Genomic DNA, 20288 nt, shown 5'->3' on the forward strand with positions numbered 1-20288 from the left:
ACCTGCCAATGCCCCAATATGGGGCGGCTTTCAGTCCATGGACACCCGCCAATTCGACCTGCCGCGCTACCTGTCGGTGCTGCCGCTGTTCAACGAGCTGAGCCCGACCGAGCTCGAGCGGCTGGCCCATGGCTGCCAGCTGCGCCGGCTGGCGCGCGGCGACATGGTGTTCCACGTCGGACAGCCCTGCGAGGAGTTCCACGTCGTGGTCATCGGCCAGGTCAAGCTGTTTGCCATCTCACCGGCCGGGCAGGAAAAGGTGATCGAGCTGGTCGGCCCGGGCAACAGCTTCGCCGAAGCGCTGATGTTCACCGGCCGGCCCTACATCGTGAACGCCCAGGCGCTGACCGATTCGCTGCTGCTGTCGGTGCGCAAGCAGGCGGTGCTCGACGAGATCGAGCGCGAGCCCAAGTTCGCGCTGCGCATGCTGGCGGGCATCTCGCGCCGCCTGCACGGGCTGGTGCACGACGTGGAGGCCTATGCGCTGCACAGCGGCATGCAGCGGGTCATCGGCTACCTGCTGCGCGAGCAGGAGATGGAGGACGGCAGCGCCGTCGAATCGGTGACCGTGTCGCTGCCGGTCAGCAAGGCCACCGTCGCCTCGCGCCTGTCGCTCACGCCCGAGTACTTCTCGCGCGTGCTGCACGAACTGGAAGCGGCCGGCCTGATCGAGATCGACAAGCGCGACATCCGCATCCTCGACGTGCGCCGGCTGGCGAAGTACCAGCCCCAGTGAGCAACCATCGACGGCGCCGCCGGGCGCCGTGGCCGGGTCACCGCGAGGCGGCGGCCTGGGCTGCCACGGCGCTGGATGCGGCCGGCGCGGCGGTGTGCGGCGCCGTGGCCAAGGGCTCGGGCGCGGCGCCTGCCGCCGGATTCGGCTCCGCGGCGCCGACCTTCGGCGCGCCGATGTGCTGCTCGATCGGCGGCAGGGTGTGGGCGATGCCCTTGTGGCAGTCGATGCAGGTCTGCCCTTCGTTGAAGGCCACCTGGTGCCGCGTGGCGGCGCGCCGGTTCTGCTCGGCGTAGTCCATGTAGGTGTAGTTGTGGCAGTTGCGGCATTCCTGGCTGTCGTTGGCCTTCATGCGGTCCCACTCGTGCTGGGCCAGCACCGCGCGCTTGGCATTGAACTTCTCCGGCGTGTCGATCGAGCCCAGCAGCTTGTGCCAGACCTCGTTGCTCGCCTGGATCTTGCGGACCATCTTGGGGCCCCACTCGCGCGGCACGTGGCAGTCGGGGCAGGTGGCGCGCACGCCGGTGCGGTTCTGGTAGTGGATGGTGTTGCGGTACTCGACGAAGACGTTCTCCTGCATCTCGTGGCACGAGATGCAGAAGGCCTCGCGGTTGGTCCATTCCATCGCGGTGTGGAAGCCGCCCCAGAACAGGATGCCCAGCACGAAGAACAGGCCCGCGGTGCCCGAGGCCAGGCCCCAGGCCCAGGCCACCAGGCTGCGCTTGCGGCCCGCGGCGGCGCGGGGGGTGTCGATCTTGTCGTCGGCCATGTCGCGGTCCCTCACTGCAGCCCGCGGGCGCGCTGGAAGGTGTTCTCCACCAGCGGCTTGGCATCGGTCTGCGCCACGTGGCACTGGGTGCAGAAGTAGCGTCGTGGGCTGATGTTGTCGAGTTCCTGGCCCTCGCGGGTGCGGAAGTGCGTGACGCTCACCTTGGTGGCCCCGCTGGCGCGGGTCTTCTGCCAGGCGTGGCAGTCCATGCACTTGTTGAAGTTGAGGGTGATCTGGTAGTTGGCCACGGCGTGCGGCACCAGCGGCGGCTGCTGCACGAAATCTCGGTCGGACACCGCGTGGTCGCGCTCCTGGTGCGAGGCCGAGGGCAGGTTGTCCTGCGTCAGCGGCGTGCCGCCGCGCAGGCCCTGCAGCTTGACCGGCGCGTCGGCCGCCTGTGCCATCTGGGCGCCGAGCAGCACGAGGCCGCCGGCGAGCACGAGCTTGAGAAGGGTCTGGAATCTCATGGTCAATCCCTCAGCGTCTCGAAACGGTGGGTGGTGGTGAAGACATCGGTGGCGCAGACGTCGATGCAGCGGCCACAGTTGGTGCAGTTGCGGTCGGTGATCACCGGCCCGGCGCCGCCCTTGCCCTTGAGCGGCCCCACGATGACCTGGGGCTCGGGGCACACGGCGTAGCAATCGGCGCAGTCGTTGCAGCGGCTGCTGTGCCGGGCCGATACGCGCAGCAGGCTCTTGTGGCCGACCAGCGCGTAGGCCGCGCCCACCGGGCAGACATGGCCGCACCAGCCGCGCGGGGCGATCAGCAGGTCGAACAGGAACACCGCCGCCGCGGCGCCCCAGGCCACGGTGCCGCCGAAGATCAGCGCGCGCTGGGTCATCGACACCGGGTTGACGAGTTCCCAGGCGGCCTGGCCGCTGAGCGCCGAGGCCAGCAGCACCGCGCCGAGCAGCCAGTAGCGCAAAGCGCCGTGCGGCGCGCGGCCGCCGCCCAGGCGCAGCCGACGGCGCAGCCAGGCCGCGCCGTCGGTGACCACGTTGACCGGGCACACCCAGCTGCAGAACACCCGCCCGCCCACCACGGCATAGAAGGCCACCACGATCGCCGCGCCGAGCAGCGCGCTGGTTTCGGGCCAGTGGCGCGTGGCCAGCACCTGGGCCAGCGCGAAGGGGTCGGTCAGCGGCAGCACACCCAGCGTCAGGCTCGACGACAGGTTGCCCTTCACCACCCACACGCCGGCCAGCGGCCCGAGCAGGAACAGGCCCATGATGGCCAGTTGCGACAGCCGCCGCAGCACCAGCCAGCGGTGGGCGCCCCACCAGCCCTTGGCCAGCCGGGCCGCCTGGCCCGGGGCCGGCGCGGCGTTTGCGCGGGCCACGGCCGGCGATGGGCTGGCGGTGCCGAGGCCGGCGGTCGTCGGGCCGGGCGTCATTTCGCGGCCCTCGCGGCATTGGCCGACGCGGCGCCCGCCGGGTCATAGGCCGGGCGGCCCGAGCGCAGCGGTGCCAGGTCCCCCGGCACCGGTTGCGCCGGCAGGTTCTGCACCGGCAGGTCGAAGCTGGGCCGCCCGGCGCGGCTGGCCTTGTCCCAGCCCTTGCGGTAGTGGTGGCCGAGTTCGCCGCGGGCCAGGGCCATCGGCAGCACCTTGATCGCGGCCTTCTCGAGCACGCAGCTCTTCTCGCACTTGCCGCAGCCGGTGCAGGCGTCGGCGTGCACCACGGGCAGGAACATCGCGTGGCGGTCGCTGCGCGGGTTGTTGATCTTGTCGAGCGAGATGGCTTTGTCGATCAGCGGGCAGACGCGGTAGCACACGTCGCAGCGCAGGCCGAGGAAGTTCAGGCAGTTGTCCTGGTCGGCCAGCACGGCCACGCCCATGCGCGCGTCATTGATGTCGGTGAGCGCGTGGTCCAGCGCGCCGGTGGGGCAGGCCTTCACGCACGGGATGTCCTCGCACATCTCGCACGGGATGTCGCGGGCCTCGAACCACGGCGTGCCGATGGCCACGTCGCGGGCGATGCCCTCGCCCCAGGTGCTGAGCTTCAGGTTCTTCGGCGGGCAGTCGCGCACGCACAGGCCGCAGCGGATGCAGGCGCCCAGGAAGCGCTCCTCGGCGATCGCGCCCGGCGGCCGAAGTGCCTGCGCCGGCCGCGCCGTGGCCGCGCGCCCCAGCAGCACCGCCCCGCCGGCGATGAGCCCGGCGGTGGTGGCACTGGCGGCACCTTGCAGCACCGTGCGGCGGGAGAGGTCCACGTGGCGCTCCGGCGGGATCAGGTGCGCGTGACCTTGACCGCGCACTTCTTGAAGTCGGTTTCCTTCGAGATCGGGCAGGTGGCGTCGAGCGTCAGCCGGTTGATCAGCCGGCCTTCGTCGAAGAAGGGCACGAAGATCAGCCCGCGCGGCACCTTGTTGCGGCCCTTGGTCTCGACCTGCGCGAGGATCTCGCCTCGGCGCGAGGCCACCTTGATCTGCATGCCGCGCTGGATGCCGCGCGCCTTGGCGTCGTCGGGGTGCATGAAGACCACGGCCTCGGGCACGGCACGGTGCAGTTCGGGCACGCGGCGCGTCATCGAGCCGGTGTGCCAGTGCTCGAGCACGCGCCCGGTGCACAGCCACAGGTCGTAGTCCTTGTCCGGCGCCTCTGCAGCGGGCTGGTAGGGCAGCGCGAAGATGTTGGCCTTGCCGTCCTTGTGGCCGTAGAAGCGCACGCCCTCGCCCTTCTTCACGTAGGGGTCGTAGCCTTCGCGGAAGCGCCACAGCGTCTCCTTGCCGTCCACCACGGGCCAGCGCAGGCCGCGCACCTCGTGGTAGACGTCGAAGGCGGCCAGGTCGTGGCCATGGCCGCGGCCGAACTCGGCATATTCCTCGAACAGGCCCTTGTGCACGTAGAAGCCGAAGGCCTTCGATTCGTCGTTGCTGTAGCCCGGGATGTACTTGGCGTTCACCTTGGTCAGGTCGGCCAACGGGTACTTGTCGACCTTGCCGTTCTTGTAGAGCACGTCGAACAGCGTCTTGCCCTTGAGCTCGGGCTTCTTGGCCACCAGCTCGGCGGGCCACACCTCGTCCACCTTGAAGCGCCGGGCGAACTCCATGAACTGCCACAGGTCGGACCGGGACTGGCCCGGCGCGCTGACCTGCTGGCGCCAGAACTGCGTGCGGCGCTCGGCGTTGCCGAAGGCACCTTCCTTCTCGACCCACATCGCCGACGGCAGGATCAGGTCGGCCGCCATCGCACTGACGGTGGGGTAGGCGTCGCTGACCACGATGAAGGTGGCCGGGTTGCGCCAGCCGGGCCAGATCTCGCCATTGACGTTGGGCCCGGCCTGCATGTTGTTGGTGGTGCTGGTCCAGTAGCACTTGAGCTTGCCGTCCTTCAGCGCGCGGCTCTGGGCCACCGCGTGCAGGCCGATCTTGTCGGGGATGGTGCCGTCGGGCAGGCCCCAGATGGCTTCGGTGAGCTTGCGGTGCTCGGGGTTGGTCACCACCATGTCGGCCGGCAGGCGGTGGGCGAAGGTGCCCACCTCGCGCGCGGTGCCGCAGGCGCTGGGCTGCCCGGTCAGCGAGAACGGGCTGTTGCCCGGCTGGCTGATCTTGCCGGTGAGCAGGTGGATGTTGTAGACCATGTTGTTGGCCCAGGTGCCGCGCGTGTGCTGGTTGAAGCCCATCGTCCACAGCGACATCACCTTGACCTTCGGGTCGGCGTACAGCTTGGCCAGTTCTTCCAGTTGCTTGACCGGCACGCCGGAGAGCTTGCTCACCTTCTCGGCGGTGTAGTCGGCGACGAACTTGGCGTACTCGTCGAAAGTGATCGGCGTGGAGTCGTTCGGGTTGCCCTTCGGTCTACCGTCGGGCCCCGCGTAGCCATTGCTCTTGGCGTCCTTCTCGAGCGCATGCGCAGGGCGCAGGCCGTAGCCGATGTCGTCGGCGCCCTTCTTGAAGTTGATGTTCTTCTTGACGAACTCGGTGTCGACCTTCTTGTTCGCAATGATGTAGTGCGCGATGTAGTTCAGGATCGCCAGGTCGGTCTGCGGCGAGAAGATCATGCCGCTGTCGGCGAGGTCGAAGCTGCGGTGCTCGAAGGTCGACAGCACCATCACCTTGACGTGCGGGTTCGACAGCTTGCGATCGGTGATGCGGCTCCACAGCACCGGGTGCATCTCGGCCATGTTGCTGCCCCACAGCACGAAGCAGTCGGCCTGCTCGATGTCGTCGTAGCAGCCCATCGGCTCGTCGATGCCGAAGGTGCGCATGAAGCCGGTCACCGCGCTGGCCATGCAGTGGCGCGCGTTGGGGTCGAGGTTGTTCGAGCGGAAGCCCGCCTTCCACAGCTTGGCGGCGGCATAGCCCTCGAACACCGTCCACTGGCCCGAGCCGAACATGCCCACGCCGGCCGGGCCGTCGGTCTTCAGCGCCTCTTTCCACTTGCTGGCCATCAGGTCGAAGGCCTCGTCCCAGCCCACCGGCACGAACTCGCCGTTCTTGTCGTACTTGCCGTCCTTCTGGCGCATCAGCGGCGTCGTCAGGCGGTCCTTGCCGTACATGATCTTGGACAGGAAGTAGCCCTTGATGCAGTTCAGCCCGCGGTTCACCGGCGCGTCGGGGTCGCCCTGCGTGGCGACGACCTTGCCGTCCTGCACGCCGACCATCACGGCGCAGCCCGTGCCGCAGAAGCGGCAGGGTGCCTTGTCCCAGCGCACGCCCACATCGGCGGCGGTCTTGGCCGCGCTGCCGGCTGGTGCAGCAGGGGCGGCCTGCACGACGATCGGGATGCCGGCGGCGGCCGCGGTGGCGGCCAGGGCTTGGGACTTGATGAAATCGCGGCGGTTGGCGGTCATGGTGGGTTCCGTGTCCGTGGGAGGCGTTCAGGGCTGTTGCGACGATGGTGCCGGCCCGGCCCAGCGATGTCCTTGAACTGCTTCAATTCGCCGAGCGATGGGGCACCCGGGGGGCGGGCATCTCGACGGGGTCGCGTCGGTGGGCGGTCGATGCCGACCAGGTGTCGGGCCCGTGGCGGGCGCGGGCCCGGCCCGCCTTCAGCGCTTGGGGGCGGTGTCGTGCCGCCGGGCCAGGTCGGCCAGGCTGGAGCGCCAGTCGGTGTACTGCTCCACCGGCGTGGTCTGCGACGGCGCGTCGGGGCCGGAGTACTCGTAGACCAGCGAGGTGTTGAGCACCTGCGGCCACAGCGCCATCTCGGCCATCGAGGCGGCCGCCGCGCGGTCGGGCGTGTCCTCGATGACGATGACGAAGCGGCCATCGGCCTGCCCCGTCGGGCGTTCGGCGATGTCCACACCGGGCAGGCGGCGCAGGGCTTGTTCAACCGTGGCCAGGTCGGCCATCCGGCAGCGCACGATCACGCCGAGGATGCTCATGTCTGCCTCGTGCGCGAACGGCCTGTGCTGTCGCGCAGGGCGGCCGTCATTGGCGCGCCTGCGAGCCGGCGTGGGTGACGTAGATGTCGGTGTCGGGCATCAGGCGGCGCAGCGTCTGGAAGGCTGCGTCGGCGAGCGTGGCGCCGCTGCAACTGGGCCCGACGGCGAGGTTCAGCACCACCTCGCCCGGCATCAGCTTCAGCGAGCTCACCAGGGTGCCGTCGAGTTGCCCGTCGGCCATGCCCAGGCTGTCGGCCAGGGCCACCACCAGGCGCTGCAGGTCGTCGGGCGGGCCCATCAGCTGAGGCGCCGCGCATGAATGGCCGCCAGCGGAGCGGCACACCGGCCCAGACGGGGTGTTCAGACAGGCGCCACAGCCAAGGGCGCGACCGTCGTCCGCAACGGCCTTGATTCGAATCGGCATGGTGGCGTGGTTCATGACGCAATGGTCGGCGGGGCACCGGCGCGACCCCTTGATGGGTGTCAATTCAAAATTCATTGTCGTGTGAAATGACCCAAAAACAACGGGGCATGTCCCCCATTGATTTGGGCGACCTTTTTTCACCCGTTCGCGCAATGTAACGAAAAATCCAATGCTGGCAATGCCTTGAACGGGGTGTGGTGAATCTGGCCCGCTATGTGCTTTGGTGCACTTGCGCTGGGGGATCTGCCCCGCGCCGTGGTGCGGCGCAAGGCCAGTCGTCCCGCGCGGCTCAGCCCTTGGCGGCGCTGCGTGCTGCCAGCGCCTGGGCCTGGGTCGACAGCGTGGCGTGCAGCGACACCACCCCGCCGATGATGATCAACGCGGGCGGCTTCACGCCGTGCAGCCGCGCCAGCGAGGGCAGGGTGGCCAGCGTGCCGACGACGGTGCGCTGGTCGGGCCGCGTCGCCCGTTCGATGGTCGCCGCCGGCGTGTCGGCCGGCAGGCCGTGCTCGACGAGCCTGGCGCACACCGTCGGCAGGGTGCCCACGCCCATGTAGACCACCACCGTCTGGCGCGGCCGCGCCAGCAGCTCCCAGTCGAGGTCGGCGCCGCGGGCATCGCCCTCGCCTCGCAGGTGGCCGGTGGTCAGCACCAGCGAGCAGGCGTGGTCGCGGTGCGTCAGCGGCATGCCGGCCATCGCGGCGGCGCCCTGTGCGGCGCTGATGCCCGGCACCACCTCGAAGGGGATGCCGGCCTCGGCCAGGGCCTGCGCCTCTTCGCCGCCGCGGCCGAAGATGTAGGGGTCGCCGCCCTTCAGGCGCAGCACCGGCCGGCCCGACTTCGCGAGCCGCAGCATCAGGTCGATGATCGCGTCCTGCGGCATCGAATGGTGGCCCGCCTCCTTGCCGACGTAGACGCGGTCTGCGCTGGCCGGCACCAGTGCCAGCACCTCCGGCCCCACCAGCTGGTCGTACAGCACCAGCGAGGCCGACTGTAGCGCGCGCGCGGCCTTCACCGTCAGCAGGTCGGGGTCACCAGGCCCTGCGCCCACCAGCGTCACCTTGGCCGGGCGGTGCACCGCCTGCAGCGTCGTGGCGTCGAAGCGCAGCGGTTCGTTGAGCAGGCTCATGGTGCAGACCTCGTCGTTGTGAGGTGCCCATTCTTTCGAGGCCCCTCGTCGCGGTCCTTGAACCAGTTCAAGGACGCACCCGCCGGCCCGGGCGGACCATGCCGACGCTCGCACACAGACCATCCTCAACGACGAAGGAGCTACACACCATGAGCCAACCTCACCTGTCCCTGCTCGCCGGCCTGCTGCTGGCCGGGCTGGCCCTCACGGCCACCGCGCAGGACAAGAAAGCCGTCACTCCGGCCGAGATGAACTACCAGGCCGGCGGCTCGCCGCTGGGCAACGAGGCGATGTACCAGAGCACGAACCCCAAGGCCCCGCCGATGACGCAGGCCGAGTTCGACCTGGCCCGCAAGACCTATTTCGAACGTTGCGCGGGCTGCCACGGCGTGCTGCGCAAGGGCGCCACCGGCAAGCCGCTGACGCCCGACATCACGCTGGGCAAGGGCACCGACTACCTCAAGGTCTTCATCGCCTACGGCTCGCCGGCCGGCATGCCCAACTGGCTGACCTCGGGCGAGATGGACGAGAAGACCGTCGACGTCATGGCCCGCTACATCCAGCACGACGCCCCGGTGCCGCCCGAGTTCGGCATGGCGCAGATCAAGCAGACCTGGAAGGTCATCGTCCCGCCGGCGCAGCGGCCGACGAAGAAGATGAACAACTACAACATCGAGAACATCTTCTCGACCACGCTGCGCGACACCGGCGAGGTGGCACTGATCGACGGCGACACCAAGAAGATCATCAACATCGTCAAGACCGGCTACGCGGTGCACATCTCGCGCACCTCGGCCTCGGGTCGCTATCTTTTCGTGATAGGCCGTGACGCCAAGATCAACATGATCGACCTGTGGATGCCCACGCCAGACAACGTGGCCGAGGTGCGCATCGGCCTCGAGGCGCGCTCGGTGGACACCAGCAAGTACAAGGGCAAGGAAGGTGATTTCACCGACAAGCTGGCCATCGCCGGCGCCTACTGGCCGCCCCAGTACGTGATCATGGACGGCGACACGCTGGAGCCGAAGAAGATCGTCAGCACGCGCGGCATGGTCGTCGGCACGCAGGAATACCACCCCGAGCCGCGCGTGGCGTCCATCGTGGCCAGCCACTTCAAGCCCGAGTTCGTGGTCAACGTCAAGGAGACCGGCAAGACGCTGATGGTGGACTACTCCAACCTCGACGCGCTGAAGGTCACCGAGATCGGCTCGGCCCCCTTCCTGCACGACGGCGGCTGGGACTCGACCAAGCGCTACTTCATGGTCGCCGCCAACAACAGCAACAAGATCTCGGTCATCGACGCCAAGGAAGGCAAGCTGGCGGCGCTGGTGGACGTGGGCAAGATCCCGCACCCGGGCCGCGGCGCCAACTTCATCCACCCGACCTTCGGCCCCGTCTGGGCCACCGGGCACCTGGGCGACGAGACCATCTCGCTGATCGGCACCGACCCGAAGGGCCACAAGGCGCAAGCCTTCAAGCAGGTCGCCGTGCTCAAGGGCCCCGGCGGCGGCGCGCTGTTCATCAAGAGCCACCCGAAGAGCACGCACCTGTACTCCGATTCGCCGCTGAACCCCGACCCGAAGGTGTCGCAGAGCGTGGTCGTGTTCGACATCAAGAACCTCGACAAGGGCTACGTCACGCTGCCGATCGCCGAATGGGCCGACCTGAAGGACGACGGCGCCAAGCGTGTCGTGCAGCCCGAGTACAACAAGGCCGGCGACGAGGTGTGGTTCTCGGTGTGGAGCGCCAAGAACAAGCAGAGCGCGCTGGTCGTCGTCGACGACAAGACGCTGAAGCTCAAGGCCGTGATCAAGGACCCGAAGCTGATCACGCCCACCGGGCACTTCAACGTCTACAACACCCAGCACGACGTCTACTGACCGGGGTGACACGGCCATGACGACGATGGGTGCAGCACGGGCCGTGCTGGCACGCACGTGGCGCGTCCTCGCGCTGGTGCTGCCGACAGCGGCAGGTGCCGCGGGCCAGGGCGAACCGGACGCCGAGCGGCAGCGCGCCCTGGTGCGGGTCGTCCGGCAGGACTGCGGTGCCTGCCACGGCATGCGCCTGACCGGCGGCCTGGGGCCGGCGCTCACGCCGCAGGCCCTGGCCGACAAGCCCTTCGAGGGCCTGGTGGCCACCATCGTCCACGGCCGGCCCGGCACACCGATGCCGGGCTGGCGTTCCATGCTCAGCGAGGCCGATGCGGTGTGGATCACGCAGCTGCTGCAGCAGGGCTTCCCTGAAGAATCGCCAAAGGACCGTCCATGAACCGCCGCGACCTGCTGTCGCTGCTGGCCGCCGCGCCCGCGGCGGCGTGGCTGCCGGGCTGTGCCACCGCGCCGGCCCCGGTGGGCACCGGCGACCTGGGTGTCGTCATCGAGCGGGCCCGCGGCACGCTGGCGCTGGTCAACACCAGTGCGCGCACGCTGCTGGGCGAGATCGGTGGCCTCGGCGACCTGTCGCACGCCTCGGTGGTGTTCTCGCGCGACGGTGCCTTCGCCTATGTCTTCGGCCGCGACGGGGGCCTGAGCAAGGTGAACCTGCTCACGCGACGCATCGACGCCCGGGTGATGCAGGCCGGCAACTCGATCGGCGGCGCCATCTCGGCCGACGGCACCCTGGTGGCGGCGCAGAACTACACGCCCGGCGGCGTCAAGGTGTTCGACGCGCGCACGCTGGCGCTGGTGGCCGACATCCCGGCGGAATACGCGCCGGGCCAACTCTCACGCGTCGTCGGCCTGGTCGACCTGACGGGCCGGCGCTTCGCCTTCAGCCTGTTCGACGGCCACGCGATCTGGATCGCCGACCTGTCCGAGCCGGCGTCTCCCAAGCTCACCAAGCTGCCCGACATCGGCCGGCACCCTTACGACGCGTTGGTCACGCCCGATGGCCGGCACTACATCGCCGGCCTGTTCGGCGAGGATGGCCTGGCGATGGTCGACCTGTGGGCCGAGCGGCCGCAGGCGCGCCGCATCCTCGGCGGCTACGGCCGCGGCGAGCAGCCGCTGCCGGTCTTCAAGATGCCGCACCTGCGCGGCTGGGCGGTGGCCGGGCGCCACGCCTATCTGCCGGCCATCGGCCGGCACGAGGTGTTGGTGGTCGACACGGCCACCTGGGCCGAGGTGGCGCGCATCCCCGTCGCCGGCCAGCCGGTGTTCGTGATCGCGCGGCCCGACGGCCGCCAGGTGTGGGTCAACTTCGCGGTGCCCGACTACCACCGCGTGCAGGTCATCGACACGCCCACGCGCCAGATCGTGCGCACGCTGGAGCCCGGCAAGGCCGTGCTGCACATGGAGTTCACGCCACGCGGCGAGGCCGTGTGGATCAGCTCGCGCGATGCCAACCGGGTGTCGGTGATCGACACGCAGAACTTCGCCACGCTGGCCGCGCTGGACATCGACGCGCCCAGCGGCATCTTCTTCACCTCGCGAGCCGCTCGCATCGGCTTTTAGGATGTCCATGGCCGACGATCTCTCGCTCGCGCTGCTGAACGACTGGCAGCACCACTTTCCGCTGCAGCGCGATCCATTCGCGCGCATCGGCGCGGCGCTGGCGGTGTCGCCCGCGCGGGTCATCGACGCCTACTGCGGCTTGCGGGCCTCGGGCGCGCTCAGCCGCATCGGCGGCGTGTTCGCTGCCGGTGCTGGTGGCGCCGCGCTGCTGTCGGCGATGGCCGTGCCGGCCGATCGGCTGGAGGCGGTGGCCGCCATCGTCTCGGCGCACCCCGGCGTCAACCACAACTACGAGCGCGAGCACGATCTCAACCTGTGGTTCGTGATGACCGGCCGCGACGCCGCGGCGGTGGAGCACGCGATGCAGGGCCTGGAGGCCGCCACCGGCCTGCCCGCCCTGCGGCTGCGCATGCGGCGCGCCTACCGCATCGACCTGGGCTTCGACCTGCGCGGCGCGGTGGCGCCGGCGCCGCGCGCCTCGGCGGCGCCGCGGCTGCACGCCCCCGAGGTGGCCGAGGCCGACCGCGCGCTGGCCGCGCTGGTCGAGGCCGGCCTGCCGCTGGTCGAGCGCCCCTTCGACGCCTGGGCCGACGCGCTGGCCACGCCGCCCGACGCCGTCATCGCCACCCTGGGCCGCTGGCTCGAGGTGGGCACGCTGCGCCGCTTCGGTGCGGTGGTGCGGCACCACGAACTCGGCTTCGCGGCCAACGCGATGACGGTGTTCGACGTGCCCGACGATCAGGTCGACGCCTGCGGCGCCGCGCTGGCCGGCGAGCCCGGCGTCACCCTGGCCTATCGCCGGGAGAGAGCGTCCGGCTGGCCGTTCAACCTGTACTGCATGGTGCACGGCCGCGACCGCGGCAGCGTGGTCCAGGCGCTGGACGCGGCCATCCCGCGCTGCGGCCTGGCCGAGCGCCCGCGCACCGTGCTCTTCTCCCGCCGCCGCTTCAAGCAGGTCGGCGCGCGGCGTTTCCGCGAGTTGCCGGTGGCCTGGTCACCGGCCCAGGAGGTGTGCGATGCCCTCGTCTGACGACACGGTGGCGATGGACCCGGGGGCGTGCTGCGCGGCGCGCCCGCCGATCAGCGACGCCCAGTTGATCGACCGCCTGCACGGCGGCCTGCCGCTGGTCGACCACCCGTTCGCCGCGCTGGCGCCCACGCTCGGCATCAGCGAAGACGAGCTGATCGAGCGCCTGCACGGCCTGCTGGCTTCGGGTGTGCTGTCGCGCTTCGGGCCGCTGTACCAGATCGAGCGAGCCGGCGGCCTGTTCGTGCTGGCCGCGATGGCCGTGCCCGAGGCGCGCTTCGACGAGGTGGCTGCGCGGGTCAACGCCCGGCCCGAGGTGGCGCACAACTACCGCCGCGAGCACCGCTTGAACATGTGGTTCGTCGTCGCCACCGAGAAGGCCGACGAGGCCGGCGCCGTGCTCGCCGCCATCGAGGCCGAGACGGGGAACCCGGTGCTGGCCTTCCCCAAGGAGCGCGAGTACTTCGTCGAACTGCGCCTGCAGTTCGCCGGACCCGCGGGCCGGCCCGATGCGCCGGCCGCCCCCAGAGGGGGTGAGAAAGCACGGGAGCGGCCCGTCGTTTTCTCGAGAAGCACGATGTCGCTCAGTGACTTCGACCGCGCCCTGATCGCCGCCACCCAGGGAGGCCTGCCGCTCGTCGAGCGGCCCTATGAGGCCGTCGGTGCGGTGCTGGGCGTGTCGTGCACGCAGGTGCGCGAGCGCCTGGCGCAGATGCTCGAGGAGGGCCTGGTGCGCCGCATCGGCGCCGTGCCCAACCATTACCGCCTGGGCTTCACCGCCAACGGCATGACGGTGTGGGACGTGGACGACGACCGCGTCGACGACCTGGGCGCCGTCGTCGGCGCGCTGCCCGGCGTCAGCCACTGCTACCGCCGTCCGCGCCGCCTGCCCGGGTGGCGCTACAACCTGTTCGCGATGGTTCATGGCCGCGGCCGCGAGGCCGTGCAGGCCCAGACCGAGGAGATCGCGGCGCTGCTGGGCGAGGCCTGCCATGCGCACGAGATCCTGTACTCGAGCGCCATCCTGAAGAAGACCGGCCTGCGCCTCCGAGGAGATTGACTGATGTTCCGCGTTTCCCAATACATGCAACTCCTGGCGCGCGCCGAGCGCGACGGCGACATGCCGCCGGCACGCGACGCGCAGCCCCCCGGCCCGGTGGTCATCTGGAACCTCATCCGCCGCTGCAACCTCACCTGTGCGCACTGCTACGCGCTGTCGGCCGACCACGACTACGAGGGCGAGCTCGCCACCGGCGAGGTCTTCACGGTGATGGACGACCTGAAGGCGTTCCGCGTGCCGGTGCTCATCCTGTCGGGCGGCGAGCCGCTGATGCGCGCCGACCTGTTCGACATCGCCGCGCGGGCCAAGGCCCTGCGCTTCTACGTGGGCCTGTCGACCAACGGCACGTTGATCGATGCGCCGATGGCCGACCGCGTGGCCGCCGCCGGCTTCGACTACGTGGGCATCAGCCTGGACGGCCTGCGCGCCACGCACGACCGCTTCCGTCGGCTGGACGGCGCCTTCGACGCCAGCCTGGCGGCGGTTCGCCTGCTGCGCGAGCGCGGCGTCAAGACCGGCCTGCGCTTCACGATGACCGCGATGAACGCGCACGACCTGCCCGCGCTGCTGCAGCTGATGCGCGACGAGCAGGTCGACAAGTTCTACTTCAGCCACCTCAACTACGCCGGCCGAGGCAACATCCACCGCGCCCGCGACGCGCAGTTCGCCGCCACGCGCGACGCGCTGGACATGCTGTTCGACCGCGCCTGGGCCGCCGCCCGCGAAGGCCGCGACGAGACCTACGTCACCGGCAACAACGATGCCGACGGCCCCTGGCTGCTGCATTGGCTGGCGCGTCGCGAGCCGGCGCTGGCCGCTCGCTTCGCCGGCCGGCTGCGCGAGCACCTGGTGGCCTGGGGCGGCAATGCCTCGGGTGTGCACGTGGCCAACATCGACAACCTGGGCCACGTGCACCCCGACACCATGTGGTGGCACCACACGCTGGGCAATGTGCGCGAGCGGCCGTTCTCGGTGCTGTGGTCCGACCTGTCCGACCCGCTGCTGGCGGGGCTGAAGCGCCGGCCGCGGCCGGTGCAGGGCCGCTGCGCCGCATGCCGGCACCTGGCGCTGTGCGGCGGCAACACCCGTGTGCGCGCCGAGCAGGTCACCGGCAACCCCTGGGCCGAAGACCCCGGCTGCTACCTCGACGACGACGAGATCGGCGTCAGCGGCAGCGGCCCGCGCGTGGCGCTGACGCCGTTCGCCGGCAGGCGCCGCATCGCCATCGTGCCGGCCGACGAGGTGGCGTCATGACCATCGCCACAGTCTGCCGTGCCGCGGCACGGGCGCTGGCGCTCGGCGCCGCGTTGCTGATGTCGCTGACGGGCGCCGTGTTCGCGCAGGCGCCCGCCGCGGCAGCCCATGTCCCCGCCGCGTCGGCCCCGGCCACTGCCGCCGCGCCCGACGGCGCCGGGCTGTACCGCCAGCACTGCGCCGCCTGCCACGGCCCGCAGCGCACCGGCCTGATGGGGCCGGCGCTGCTGCCCGAGAGCCTGGAACGCCTGCGCCGCCCCGACGCCGCCAGGACCATCGCCGCCGGCCGCACCGCCACGCAGATGCCCGGCTTCAAGGACGCGTTGTCGGCCGACGAGATCGCCGCGCTGGTGCAGCACATCTACACGCCGGTGCAGCCGGCGCCGCGCTGGACGGACGACGACATCCGCGCCTCGCGCACCGCCCGCGCCGATGCGGCGTCCTTGCCGGCCAAGCCGCTTTGGTCGGCCGACCCGATGAACCTGTTCGTCGTCGTCGAGGGCGGCGACCACCATGTCTCGCTGGTCGACGGCGACCGCTTCGAGCGCATCCACCGCTTCGCCAGCCGCTATGCGCTGCACGGCGGGCCGAAGTTCACGCCGGATGGGCGCTATGTTTTCTTCGGTTCGCGCGACGGCTGGATCACCAAGGTCGACCTCTGGAACCTCACCGTGGTGGCCGAGGTGCGCGCCGGCCTGAACATGCGCAACGTGGCCGTCAGCGGCGACGGCCGCTGGGTGATGGCGGCCAACTACCTGCCGCACACGGTGGCGCTGTTCGACGCCGAGCTTTCGCTGGTCAAGACCATCGCCGCGGCCACGCTCGACGGCAAGGCCACGTCGCGCGTGTCGGCCGTCTACGACGCCGCGCCGCGCAAGAGCTTCGTCGTCGCGCTGAAGGACATCCCCGAACTGTGGGAGATCTCGTACGACCCCAAGGCGGAGCCCATCTTCGACGGCCTCGTGCACGACTACCGCATGGGCGAGGCCATCGCCAAGCCCGGCACCTTCGGCGTGCGCCGCACCGTGCTCAACGAGCCGCTGGATGACTTCTTCTTCGACCAGTCGTACCGCCATGTGCTGGGGGCGACGCGGCCAAAGCCTGCTGCCGAAGCCGGACCGAAGGGTGCCTCGGCGCCAGCCGCCGCCGTGCCCACCGCCCAGGTGGTCAACCTCGACATCCGCCGCAAGATCGCCGAACTGCCGATCGCCGGCATGCCGCACCTGGGCTCGGGCATCACCTTCGCGTGGAACGGCACCACCGTGCTGGCCTCGCCCAACCTCAAGGGCGGCGCCATCGACGTCATCGACATGCGCACCTGGAAGCCGCTGCGCAGCGTGCCGGTGCCCGGCCCCGGCTTCTTCCTGCGCAGCCACGAGGCCACGCCCTATGCGTGGACCGATTCGATGATGAGCCCCACGGCCAAGGACACGCTCACCATCATCGACAAGCGCACGCTGCAGGTGGTGGCCCAGGTGCGCGAGCCCGGCAAGACGCTGGCCCACATCGAGTTCACCAAGGACGGCCGCTACGCGCTGGCCAGCCTGTGGGAGATGGACGGCGCGCTGATCGTCTACGACGCCGCCACCTTCAAGGAGGTGAAGCGCCTGCCGATGAGCAAGCCGGTGGGCAAGTACAACGTCTGGAACAAGATCACGCGGTCGGAAGGCACGTCGCACTGAGTGATCGGGCCGGGGCCGGTGGTCCGGCTGCCGCGGCGCGCCGGGTGCCCCGGCACCCCTGCCGCGCCTGCGTCAGGCCACGGCCTTGAGCAGCGCGCCGGTGGTGGCGTCGCTGGCGCGGAACACTGCCAGGTTGGCGAGGAACGCGTTCTTGCCCTGCAACAGTCCGACCATGTCGGTCTCGAGCGATGGCCCGGTGATGTCGGCCTGGGCCAGCGACGTGGTCACGCCGCCGCCGGGCGCGGCGCTCTGCACCACCTGCTGGCGGCGAAAGCCGTCGGTGGCCAGGTTGGCCACGTTGTGCGCCGACGACTGCATCTGGTGCTGCGCAGCAGACAGGCCGGACAGGGCGATCGAGGCGGTGGCGTTCATGGTCGGTCGGGGCGGGTGACGCGCCAGCTTAGCCCGCGCCGCGCGCCTGCGCACGCCTGGCCGGTGCGCGGCCTGCCACCTTCGCGCGAGGATTTCACGGCACAGGGCCGACAGCGCGATGTCCCCCTGCCGCCGGCACGGTGATCCGCCGCCGCCAAGGCTCGGTTGCGCGGTGTCGTCCGGATTCTTGAACCGGTTCAAGGAACAAGTCCGACTGAATCCGTAGGCTTCCCCCCTGGCAATCAAGCACAAGGAGGCCGGCAATGAGCGCAGGCGTTTCGAGCGGGTTCACCAAGCAGGCGGCCCGCAACATCTTCTACGGTGGCACGTTGTTCTTCGTGCTGGTCTTCATCGCGCTGGTCACCCACAGCAGCGGGCAGATCCCCAAGCGGTCCAACCAGGCCGCGTTGACGCCGGCCGTCGAGCGCGGCAAGACGATCTGGGAGACGCGCAACTGCATCGGCTGCCACACCATCCTGGGCGAGGGCGCTTACTTTGCGCCCGAGCTGGGCAACGTGTACCAGCGCCGCGGCCCCGACTTCATCAAGGCCTGGATCAAGGCGCAGCCCACCAACACCCCGGGTCGCCGCCAGATGCCGCAATTCAACCTGACCGAGCAGCAGCTCGACGACATGGTCGAGTTCCTCAAGTGGACCAACGGCATCAACACTGAAAAGTGGCCGCCGAACATCGAGGGCTGAGGAGAAAGCCATGCAAGCATTCACCCTGAAGTACAAGTCGCAGTCGGTCGCGAAGCTCTATTTCATCGCCGCCCTCGCGCTCTTCGTCGGACAGATCACCTTCGGCCTCGTGCTGGGGCTGCAGTACGTGATCGGCGACTTCCTGTTCCCGTACATCCCGTTCAACCAGGCGCGGATGGTGCACAGCAACCTGCTGATCGTGTGGCTGCTGTTCGGCTTCATGGGCTCGGCCTACTACCTGGTGCCCGAAGAGGCCGAGACCGAGCTGTGGAGCCCCAAGCTGGCCATCGCGCTGTTCTGGATCTTCCTGGTGGCCGGCGCGCTGACGATCGTCGGCTACCTGGTGGTGCCCTACGCCAAGCTGGCCGAGCTCACCGGCAATGAACTGCTGCAGACGATGGGACGAGAGTTCCTCGAGCAGCCGCTGCCCACCAAGGTGGGCATCGTGATCGTCGCGCTGGGCTTCCTGCTCAACATCGTGATGACAGTGCTGAAGGGCCGCAAGACCAGCATCACGCTGGTGCTGCTGATGGGCCTCACCGGGCTGGCGCTGCTGTTCCTGTTCGCGTTCTACAACCCCAGCAACCTGGTCAAGGACAAGATGGCCTGGTGGTGGGTGGTGCACCTGTGGGTCGAAGGCGTGTGGGAGCTGATCCTCGCGTCGCTGCTGGCCTTCGTGCTGATCAAGACCACCGGAGTGGACCGTGAAGTGATCGACAAGTGGATGTACGTGATCGTCGCCATGGCGCTCATCACCGGCATCCTGGGCACCGGCCACCACTACTACTTCATCGGTCTGCCCGGCTACTGGCTGTGGATCGGCAGCATCTTCTCGGCGCTGGAACCCATCCCCTTCTTCATGCTGACGGTGTTCGCCTTCAACATGGTGCAGCGTCGCAAGCGCGAGCACCCCAACCAGGCGGCGGTGCTGTGGGCGGTTGGCACCTCGGTGCTGGGCTTCCTGGGCGCGGGCCTGTGGGGCTTCGCCCACACGCTGAGCGCCGTCAACTACTACACCCACGGCACGCAGGTCACCGCCGCGCACGGCCACCTGGCCTTCTACGGCGCCTACGTGCTGGTGGTCATCACGATGATCAGCTACAGCATGCCCATGCTGCGCGGCCGCGAGGCGAACTCCAAGCGCGCGCAGGCGGTGGAGATGTGGAGCTTCTGGATCATGAGCATCGGCATGGCGGTGATGGTGCTGGCGCTCACCGGGGCCGGCGTGCTGCAGGTGTGGCTGCAACGCCTGCCCACCACCGGTGCGATGGGCTTCATGGCCACGCAGGACCAGCTGATGTTCTTCTACTGGGTGCGGCTGGCCGGTGGCGTGATGTTCCTGGCCGGCCTGGTTACCTACCTGGCGAGCTTCTTCATCGGCGAAGGCGCCGAGGAGCGTGTCGCCGCCGCCGGCGGCACCATCGGCCGGCCGGCCACGCAGGGCTGAGGCGGGGCGCCCCATGGAAATGACCAGCGCCCGGCAGCTCAGCGAGCTGCCCTTCTATGCCGCGCAGGGCGACGAATGCGTGCTGTTCGAGCATGCCGCCGCCCAGCACCTGCCGCTGCTCATCAAGGGGCCCACCGGCTGCGGCAAGACGCGCTTCGTCGAGCACATGGCCGCACGCCTGGGCCGGCCGCTCGTCACCGTGAGCTGCCACGACGACCTGAGCGCGGCCGACCTGGTGGGCCGCCACCTCATCCGCGATGGCGACACCGCCTGGTGCGACGGCCCGCTCACACGTGCCGTGCGCACCGGCGCCATCTGCTACCTGGACGAGGTGGTGGAGGCGCGCAAGGACACCATCGTCGTGCTGCACCCGCTGGCCGACGACCGGCGCGTGCTGCCGATCGAGCGCACCGGCGAGCTGCTGCACGCCGCGCCCGGATTCATGCTGGTGATCTCGTACAACCCCGGCTACCAGAACCTGCTGAAGGGCCTGAAGCCCAGCACGCGCCAGCGCTTCGTGGCGCTGAACTTCGGCTACCCCACGGCCGCGGTGGAGCGCGAGATCCTCGTCGCCGAGGCCGGCGCCACCCCTGCGCTGGCGGCGCAGCTGGTGCAGCTGGCGCAGGCCCTGCGCCGGCTCACCGAGCAGGATCTGGAAGAGACCGCCAGCACCCGCCTGCTGGTGATGGCCGCCCGCCTGGTGGCGGCCGGCTGCTCCCCGCGCAGCGCCTGCCGCGCGGCCATCGTCGATGCGCTCACCGACGATGCCGACACCGCCGCCGCGCTCGACGAGGTCGTGCGCGCCGTGTTCGGCGATGGCCACTGACACCTCCACCGGCTGCGCGCCGCGCCCGGTGATCGTGCCGGCACCGGCCTGTGCCGCGCCGCCCCCGCCGCCGCGGGCGGCC

At 69.9% G+C, this 20288-nt stretch carries 20 protein-coding genes and 1 pseudogene; 12 read left to right on the plus strand and 9 right to left on the minus strand.

All coding sequences use genetic code 11. The annotated features are described in order from the left end of the window. Positions 1–37 precede the first annotated feature (37 nt). A complete protein-coding gene (locus EOINJALH_RS13130) occupies positions 38–736 on the plus strand; it encodes a Crp/Fnr family transcriptional regulator (RefSeq protein WP_088280814.1) in 699 nt (232 codons plus the stop codon). A gap of 37 nt (positions 737–773) precedes the next feature. Here the strand turns inward: EOINJALH_RS13130 and EOINJALH_RS13135 are convergent, their stop codons facing one another. From EOINJALH_RS13135 to cobA, 8 genes are all read right to left on the minus strand, one after another. Further along, positions 774–1502, minus strand: coding sequence for a NapC/NirT family cytochrome c (locus tag EOINJALH_RS13135; RefSeq protein WP_310732305.1), 729 nt, complete (start codon positions 1500–1502; stop codon positions 774–776). 11 nt (positions 1503–1513) lie between these two features. Further along, positions 1514–1969, minus strand: coding sequence for a nitrate reductase cytochrome c-type subunit (locus EOINJALH_RS13140; RefSeq protein WP_088280815.1), 456 nt, complete (start codon positions 1967–1969; stop codon positions 1514–1516). A 2-nt stretch (positions 1970–1971) separates the two neighbouring features. Beyond that, on the minus strand, positions 1972–2895 hold the full coding sequence (gene napH / locus EOINJALH_RS13145) for a quinol dehydrogenase ferredoxin subunit NapH (protein ID WP_088280816.1): 924 nt from the start codon (positions 2893–2895) through the stop codon (positions 1972–1974). After that, complete coding sequence (napG, locus tag EOINJALH_RS13150) at positions 2892–3713, minus strand: ferredoxin-type protein NapG (RefSeq protein ID WP_199873364.1); 822 nt, start codon at positions 3711–3713, stop codon at positions 2892–2894. Before napG ends, napH begins: the two co-directional genes overlap by 4 nt. Positions 3714–3730: 17 nt before the next feature. Beyond that, entirely contained in the window at positions 3731–6295 is a 2565-nt protein-coding gene (gene napA / locus EOINJALH_RS13155) for a nitrate reductase catalytic subunit NapA (RefSeq protein WP_088280818.1), read from the minus strand. A 198-nt stretch (positions 6296–6493) separates the two neighbouring features. Beyond that, positions 6494–6829 carry a chaperone NapD gene (locus tag EOINJALH_RS13160; protein WP_088280819.1) on the minus strand — a complete coding sequence of 112 codons (336 nt, stop codon included), beginning with the start codon at positions 6827–6829 and terminating at the stop codon, positions 6494–6496. Between the two features lie 46 nt (positions 6830–6875). Then, a complete protein-coding gene (locus EOINJALH_RS13165) occupies positions 6876–7127 on the minus strand; it encodes a hypothetical protein (protein WP_088280820.1) in 252 nt (83 codons plus the stop codon). A 415-nt stretch (positions 7128–7542) separates the two neighbouring features. Then, positions 7543–8382, minus strand: coding sequence for a uroporphyrinogen-III C-methyltransferase (gene cobA, locus EOINJALH_RS13170; protein ID WP_088280821.1), 840 nt, complete (start codon positions 8380–8382; stop codon positions 7543–7545). A gap of 149 nt (positions 8383–8531) precedes the next feature. Here cobA and EOINJALH_RS13175 point away from each other — a divergent pair, with 149 nt between their 5' ends. The 8 genes and pseudogenes from EOINJALH_RS13175 (at position 8532) to EOINJALH_RS13205 (ending at position 16860) form a co-directional block, all read left to right on the plus strand. Continuing rightward, positions 8532–10262 (plus strand): nitrite reductase, encoded by a 1731-nt coding sequence (locus tag EOINJALH_RS13175; RefSeq protein ID WP_088280822.1) that lies wholly within the window; start codon positions 8532–8534, stop codon positions 10260–10262. Between the two features lie 25 nt (positions 10263–10287). After that, positions 10288–10653, plus strand: coding sequence for a cytochrome c (locus tag EOINJALH_RS13180; RefSeq protein WP_088280842.1), 366 nt, complete (start codon positions 10288–10290; stop codon positions 10651–10653). Further along, complete coding sequence (locus EOINJALH_RS13185; protein ID WP_088280823.1) at positions 10650–11837, plus strand: cytochrome D1 domain-containing protein; 1188 nt, start codon at positions 10650–10652, stop codon at positions 11835–11837. Before EOINJALH_RS13180 ends, EOINJALH_RS13185 begins: the two co-directional genes overlap by 4 nt. Before the next feature lie 7 nt (positions 11838–11844). Continuing rightward, positions 11845–12867, plus strand: coding sequence for an Lrp/AsnC family transcriptional regulator (locus EOINJALH_RS13190; RefSeq protein WP_310732306.1), 1023 nt, complete (start codon positions 11845–11847; stop codon positions 12865–12867). Positions 12868–12880: 13 nt separating this feature from the next. Beyond that, a pseudogene (locus tag EOINJALH_RS33495) lies at positions 12881–13267 on the plus strand (Lrp/AsnC family transcriptional regulator); the annotation flags it as partial. A gap of 174 nt (positions 13268–13441) precedes the next feature. Continuing rightward, on the plus strand, positions 13442–13924 hold the full coding sequence (locus EOINJALH_RS32180; RefSeq protein WP_199873368.1) for an Lrp/AsnC family transcriptional regulator: 483 nt from the start codon (positions 13442–13444) through the stop codon (positions 13922–13924). A gap of 3 nt (positions 13925–13927) precedes the next feature. Continuing rightward, positions 13928–15178 (plus strand): heme d1 biosynthesis radical SAM protein NirJ, encoded by a 1251-nt coding sequence (gene nirJ, locus EOINJALH_RS13200; protein WP_088280825.1) that lies wholly within the window; start codon positions 13928–13930, stop codon positions 15176–15178. A gap of 59 nt (positions 15179–15237) precedes the next feature. Next, the gene (locus tag EOINJALH_RS13205; RefSeq protein WP_088280844.1) at positions 15238–16860 is read left to right on the plus strand and encodes a cytochrome D1 domain-containing protein; all 1623 of its coding nucleotides are present in this window, start codon (positions 15238–15240) and stop codon (positions 16858–16860) included. 72 nt (positions 16861–16932) lie between these two features. Here the strand turns inward: EOINJALH_RS13205 and EOINJALH_RS13210 are convergent, their stop codons facing one another. Continuing rightward, the gene (locus EOINJALH_RS13210; protein ID WP_088280826.1) at positions 16933–17232 is read right to left on the minus strand and encodes a flagellar basal body protein; all 300 of its coding nucleotides are present in this window, start codon (positions 17230–17232) and stop codon (positions 16933–16935) included. 263 nt (positions 17233–17495) lie between these two features. Between EOINJALH_RS13210 and EOINJALH_RS13215 the strand changes: the two genes are divergently transcribed. Genes EOINJALH_RS13215 through EOINJALH_RS13225 form a run of 3 tightly spaced genes read left to right on the plus strand, consistent with a single transcriptional unit; the run spans position 17496 to position 20206 of the window. Further along, positions 17496–17933, plus strand: a complete 438-nt coding sequence (locus EOINJALH_RS13215) for a cytochrome c (protein WP_088280827.1) — start codon at positions 17496–17498, stop codon at positions 17931–17933. A 10-nt stretch (positions 17934–17943) separates the two neighbouring features. Continuing rightward, positions 17944–19380 carry a cbb3-type cytochrome c oxidase subunit I gene (locus EOINJALH_RS13220; RefSeq protein ID WP_088280828.1) on the plus strand — a complete coding sequence of 479 codons (1437 nt, stop codon included), beginning with the start codon at positions 17944–17946 and terminating at the stop codon, positions 19378–19380. Between the two features lie 13 nt (positions 19381–19393). Next, positions 19394–20206 (plus strand): CbbQ/NirQ/NorQ/GpvN family protein, encoded by an 813-nt coding sequence (locus EOINJALH_RS13225; RefSeq protein WP_088280829.1) that lies wholly within the window; start codon positions 19394–19396, stop codon positions 20204–20206. Positions 20207–20288 lie beyond the last annotated feature (82 nt).

Origin of the sequence: Ideonella sp. A 288 (genome assembly GCF_002198735.1) — a bacterium.
Lineage (GTDB): Bacteria > Pseudomonadota > Gammaproteobacteria > Burkholderiales > Burkholderiaceae_C > Pseudaquabacterium.

What these genes read in the sequence shown, in the direction of transcription:
- EOINJALH_RS13175 (WP_088280822.1), top strand. Translation starts at nt 8,532, where the DNA reads ATGAGCCAACCTCACCTGTCCCTGCTCGCCGGCCTGCTGCTGGCCGGG.
- cobA (WP_088280821.1), bottom strand. Translation starts at nt 8,382, where the DNA reads ATGAGCCTGCTCAACGAACCGCTGCGCTTCGACGCCACGACGCTGCAG.
- EOINJALH_RS13140 (WP_088280815.1), bottom strand. Translation starts at nt 1,969, where the DNA reads ATGAGATTCCAGACCCTTCTCAAGCTCGTGCTCGCCGGCGGCCTCGTG.
- nirJ (WP_088280825.1), top strand. Translation starts at nt 13,928, where the DNA reads ATGTTCCGCGTTTCCCAATACATGCAACTCCTGGCGCGCGCCGAGCGC.
- EOINJALH_RS13210 (WP_088280826.1), bottom strand. Translation starts at nt 17,232, where the DNA reads ATGAACGCCACCGCCTCGATCGCCCTGTCCGGCCTGTCTGCTGCGCAG.
- EOINJALH_RS13165 (WP_088280820.1), bottom strand. Translation starts at nt 7,127, where the DNA reads ATGGGCCCGCCCGACGACCTGCAGCGCCTGGTGGTGGCCCTGGCCGAC.
- EOINJALH_RS13220 (WP_088280828.1), top strand. Translation starts at nt 17,944, where the DNA reads ATGCAAGCATTCACCCTGAAGTACAAGTCGCAGTCGGTCGCGAAGCTC.
- EOINJALH_RS32180 (WP_199873368.1), top strand. Translation starts at nt 13,442, where the DNA reads ATGTCGCTCAGTGACTTCGACCGCGCCCTGATCGCCGCCACCCAGGGA.
- EOINJALH_RS13205 (WP_088280844.1), top strand. Translation starts at nt 15,238, where the DNA reads ATGTCGCTGACGGGCGCCGTGTTCGCGCAGGCGCCCGCCGCGGCAGCC.
- EOINJALH_RS13135 (WP_310732305.1), bottom strand. Translation starts at nt 1,502, where the DNA reads ATGGCCGACGACAAGATCGACACCCCCCGCGCCGCCGCGGGCCGCAAG.
- EOINJALH_RS13215 (WP_088280827.1), top strand. Translation starts at nt 17,496, where the DNA reads ATGAGCGCAGGCGTTTCGAGCGGGTTCACCAAGCAGGCGGCCCGCAAC.
- EOINJALH_RS13180 (WP_088280842.1), top strand. Translation starts at nt 10,288, where the DNA reads ATGGGTGCAGCACGGGCCGTGCTGGCACGCACGTGGCGCGTCCTCGCG.
- napH (WP_088280816.1), bottom strand. Translation starts at nt 2,895, where the DNA reads ATGACGCCCGGCCCGACGACCGCCGGCCTCGGCACCGCCAGCCCATCG.
- EOINJALH_RS13160 (WP_088280819.1), bottom strand. Translation starts at nt 6,829, where the DNA reads ATGAGCATCCTCGGCGTGATCGTGCGCTGCCGGATGGCCGACCTGGCC.
- napA (WP_088280818.1), bottom strand. Translation starts at nt 6,295, where the DNA reads ATGACCGCCAACCGCCGCGATTTCATCAAGTCCCAAGCCCTGGCCGCC.
- EOINJALH_RS13225 (WP_088280829.1), top strand. Translation starts at nt 19,394, where the DNA reads ATGGAAATGACCAGCGCCCGGCAGCTCAGCGAGCTGCCCTTCTATGCC.
- EOINJALH_RS13190 (WP_310732306.1), top strand. Translation starts at nt 11,845, where the DNA reads ATGGCCGACGATCTCTCGCTCGCGCTGCTGAACGACTGGCAGCACCAC.
- EOINJALH_RS13130 (WP_088280814.1), top strand. Translation starts at nt 38, where the DNA reads ATGGACACCCGCCAATTCGACCTGCCGCGCTACCTGTCGGTGCTGCCG.
- EOINJALH_RS13185 (WP_088280823.1), top strand. Translation starts at nt 10,650, where the DNA reads ATGAACCGCCGCGACCTGCTGTCGCTGCTGGCCGCCGCGCCCGCGGCG.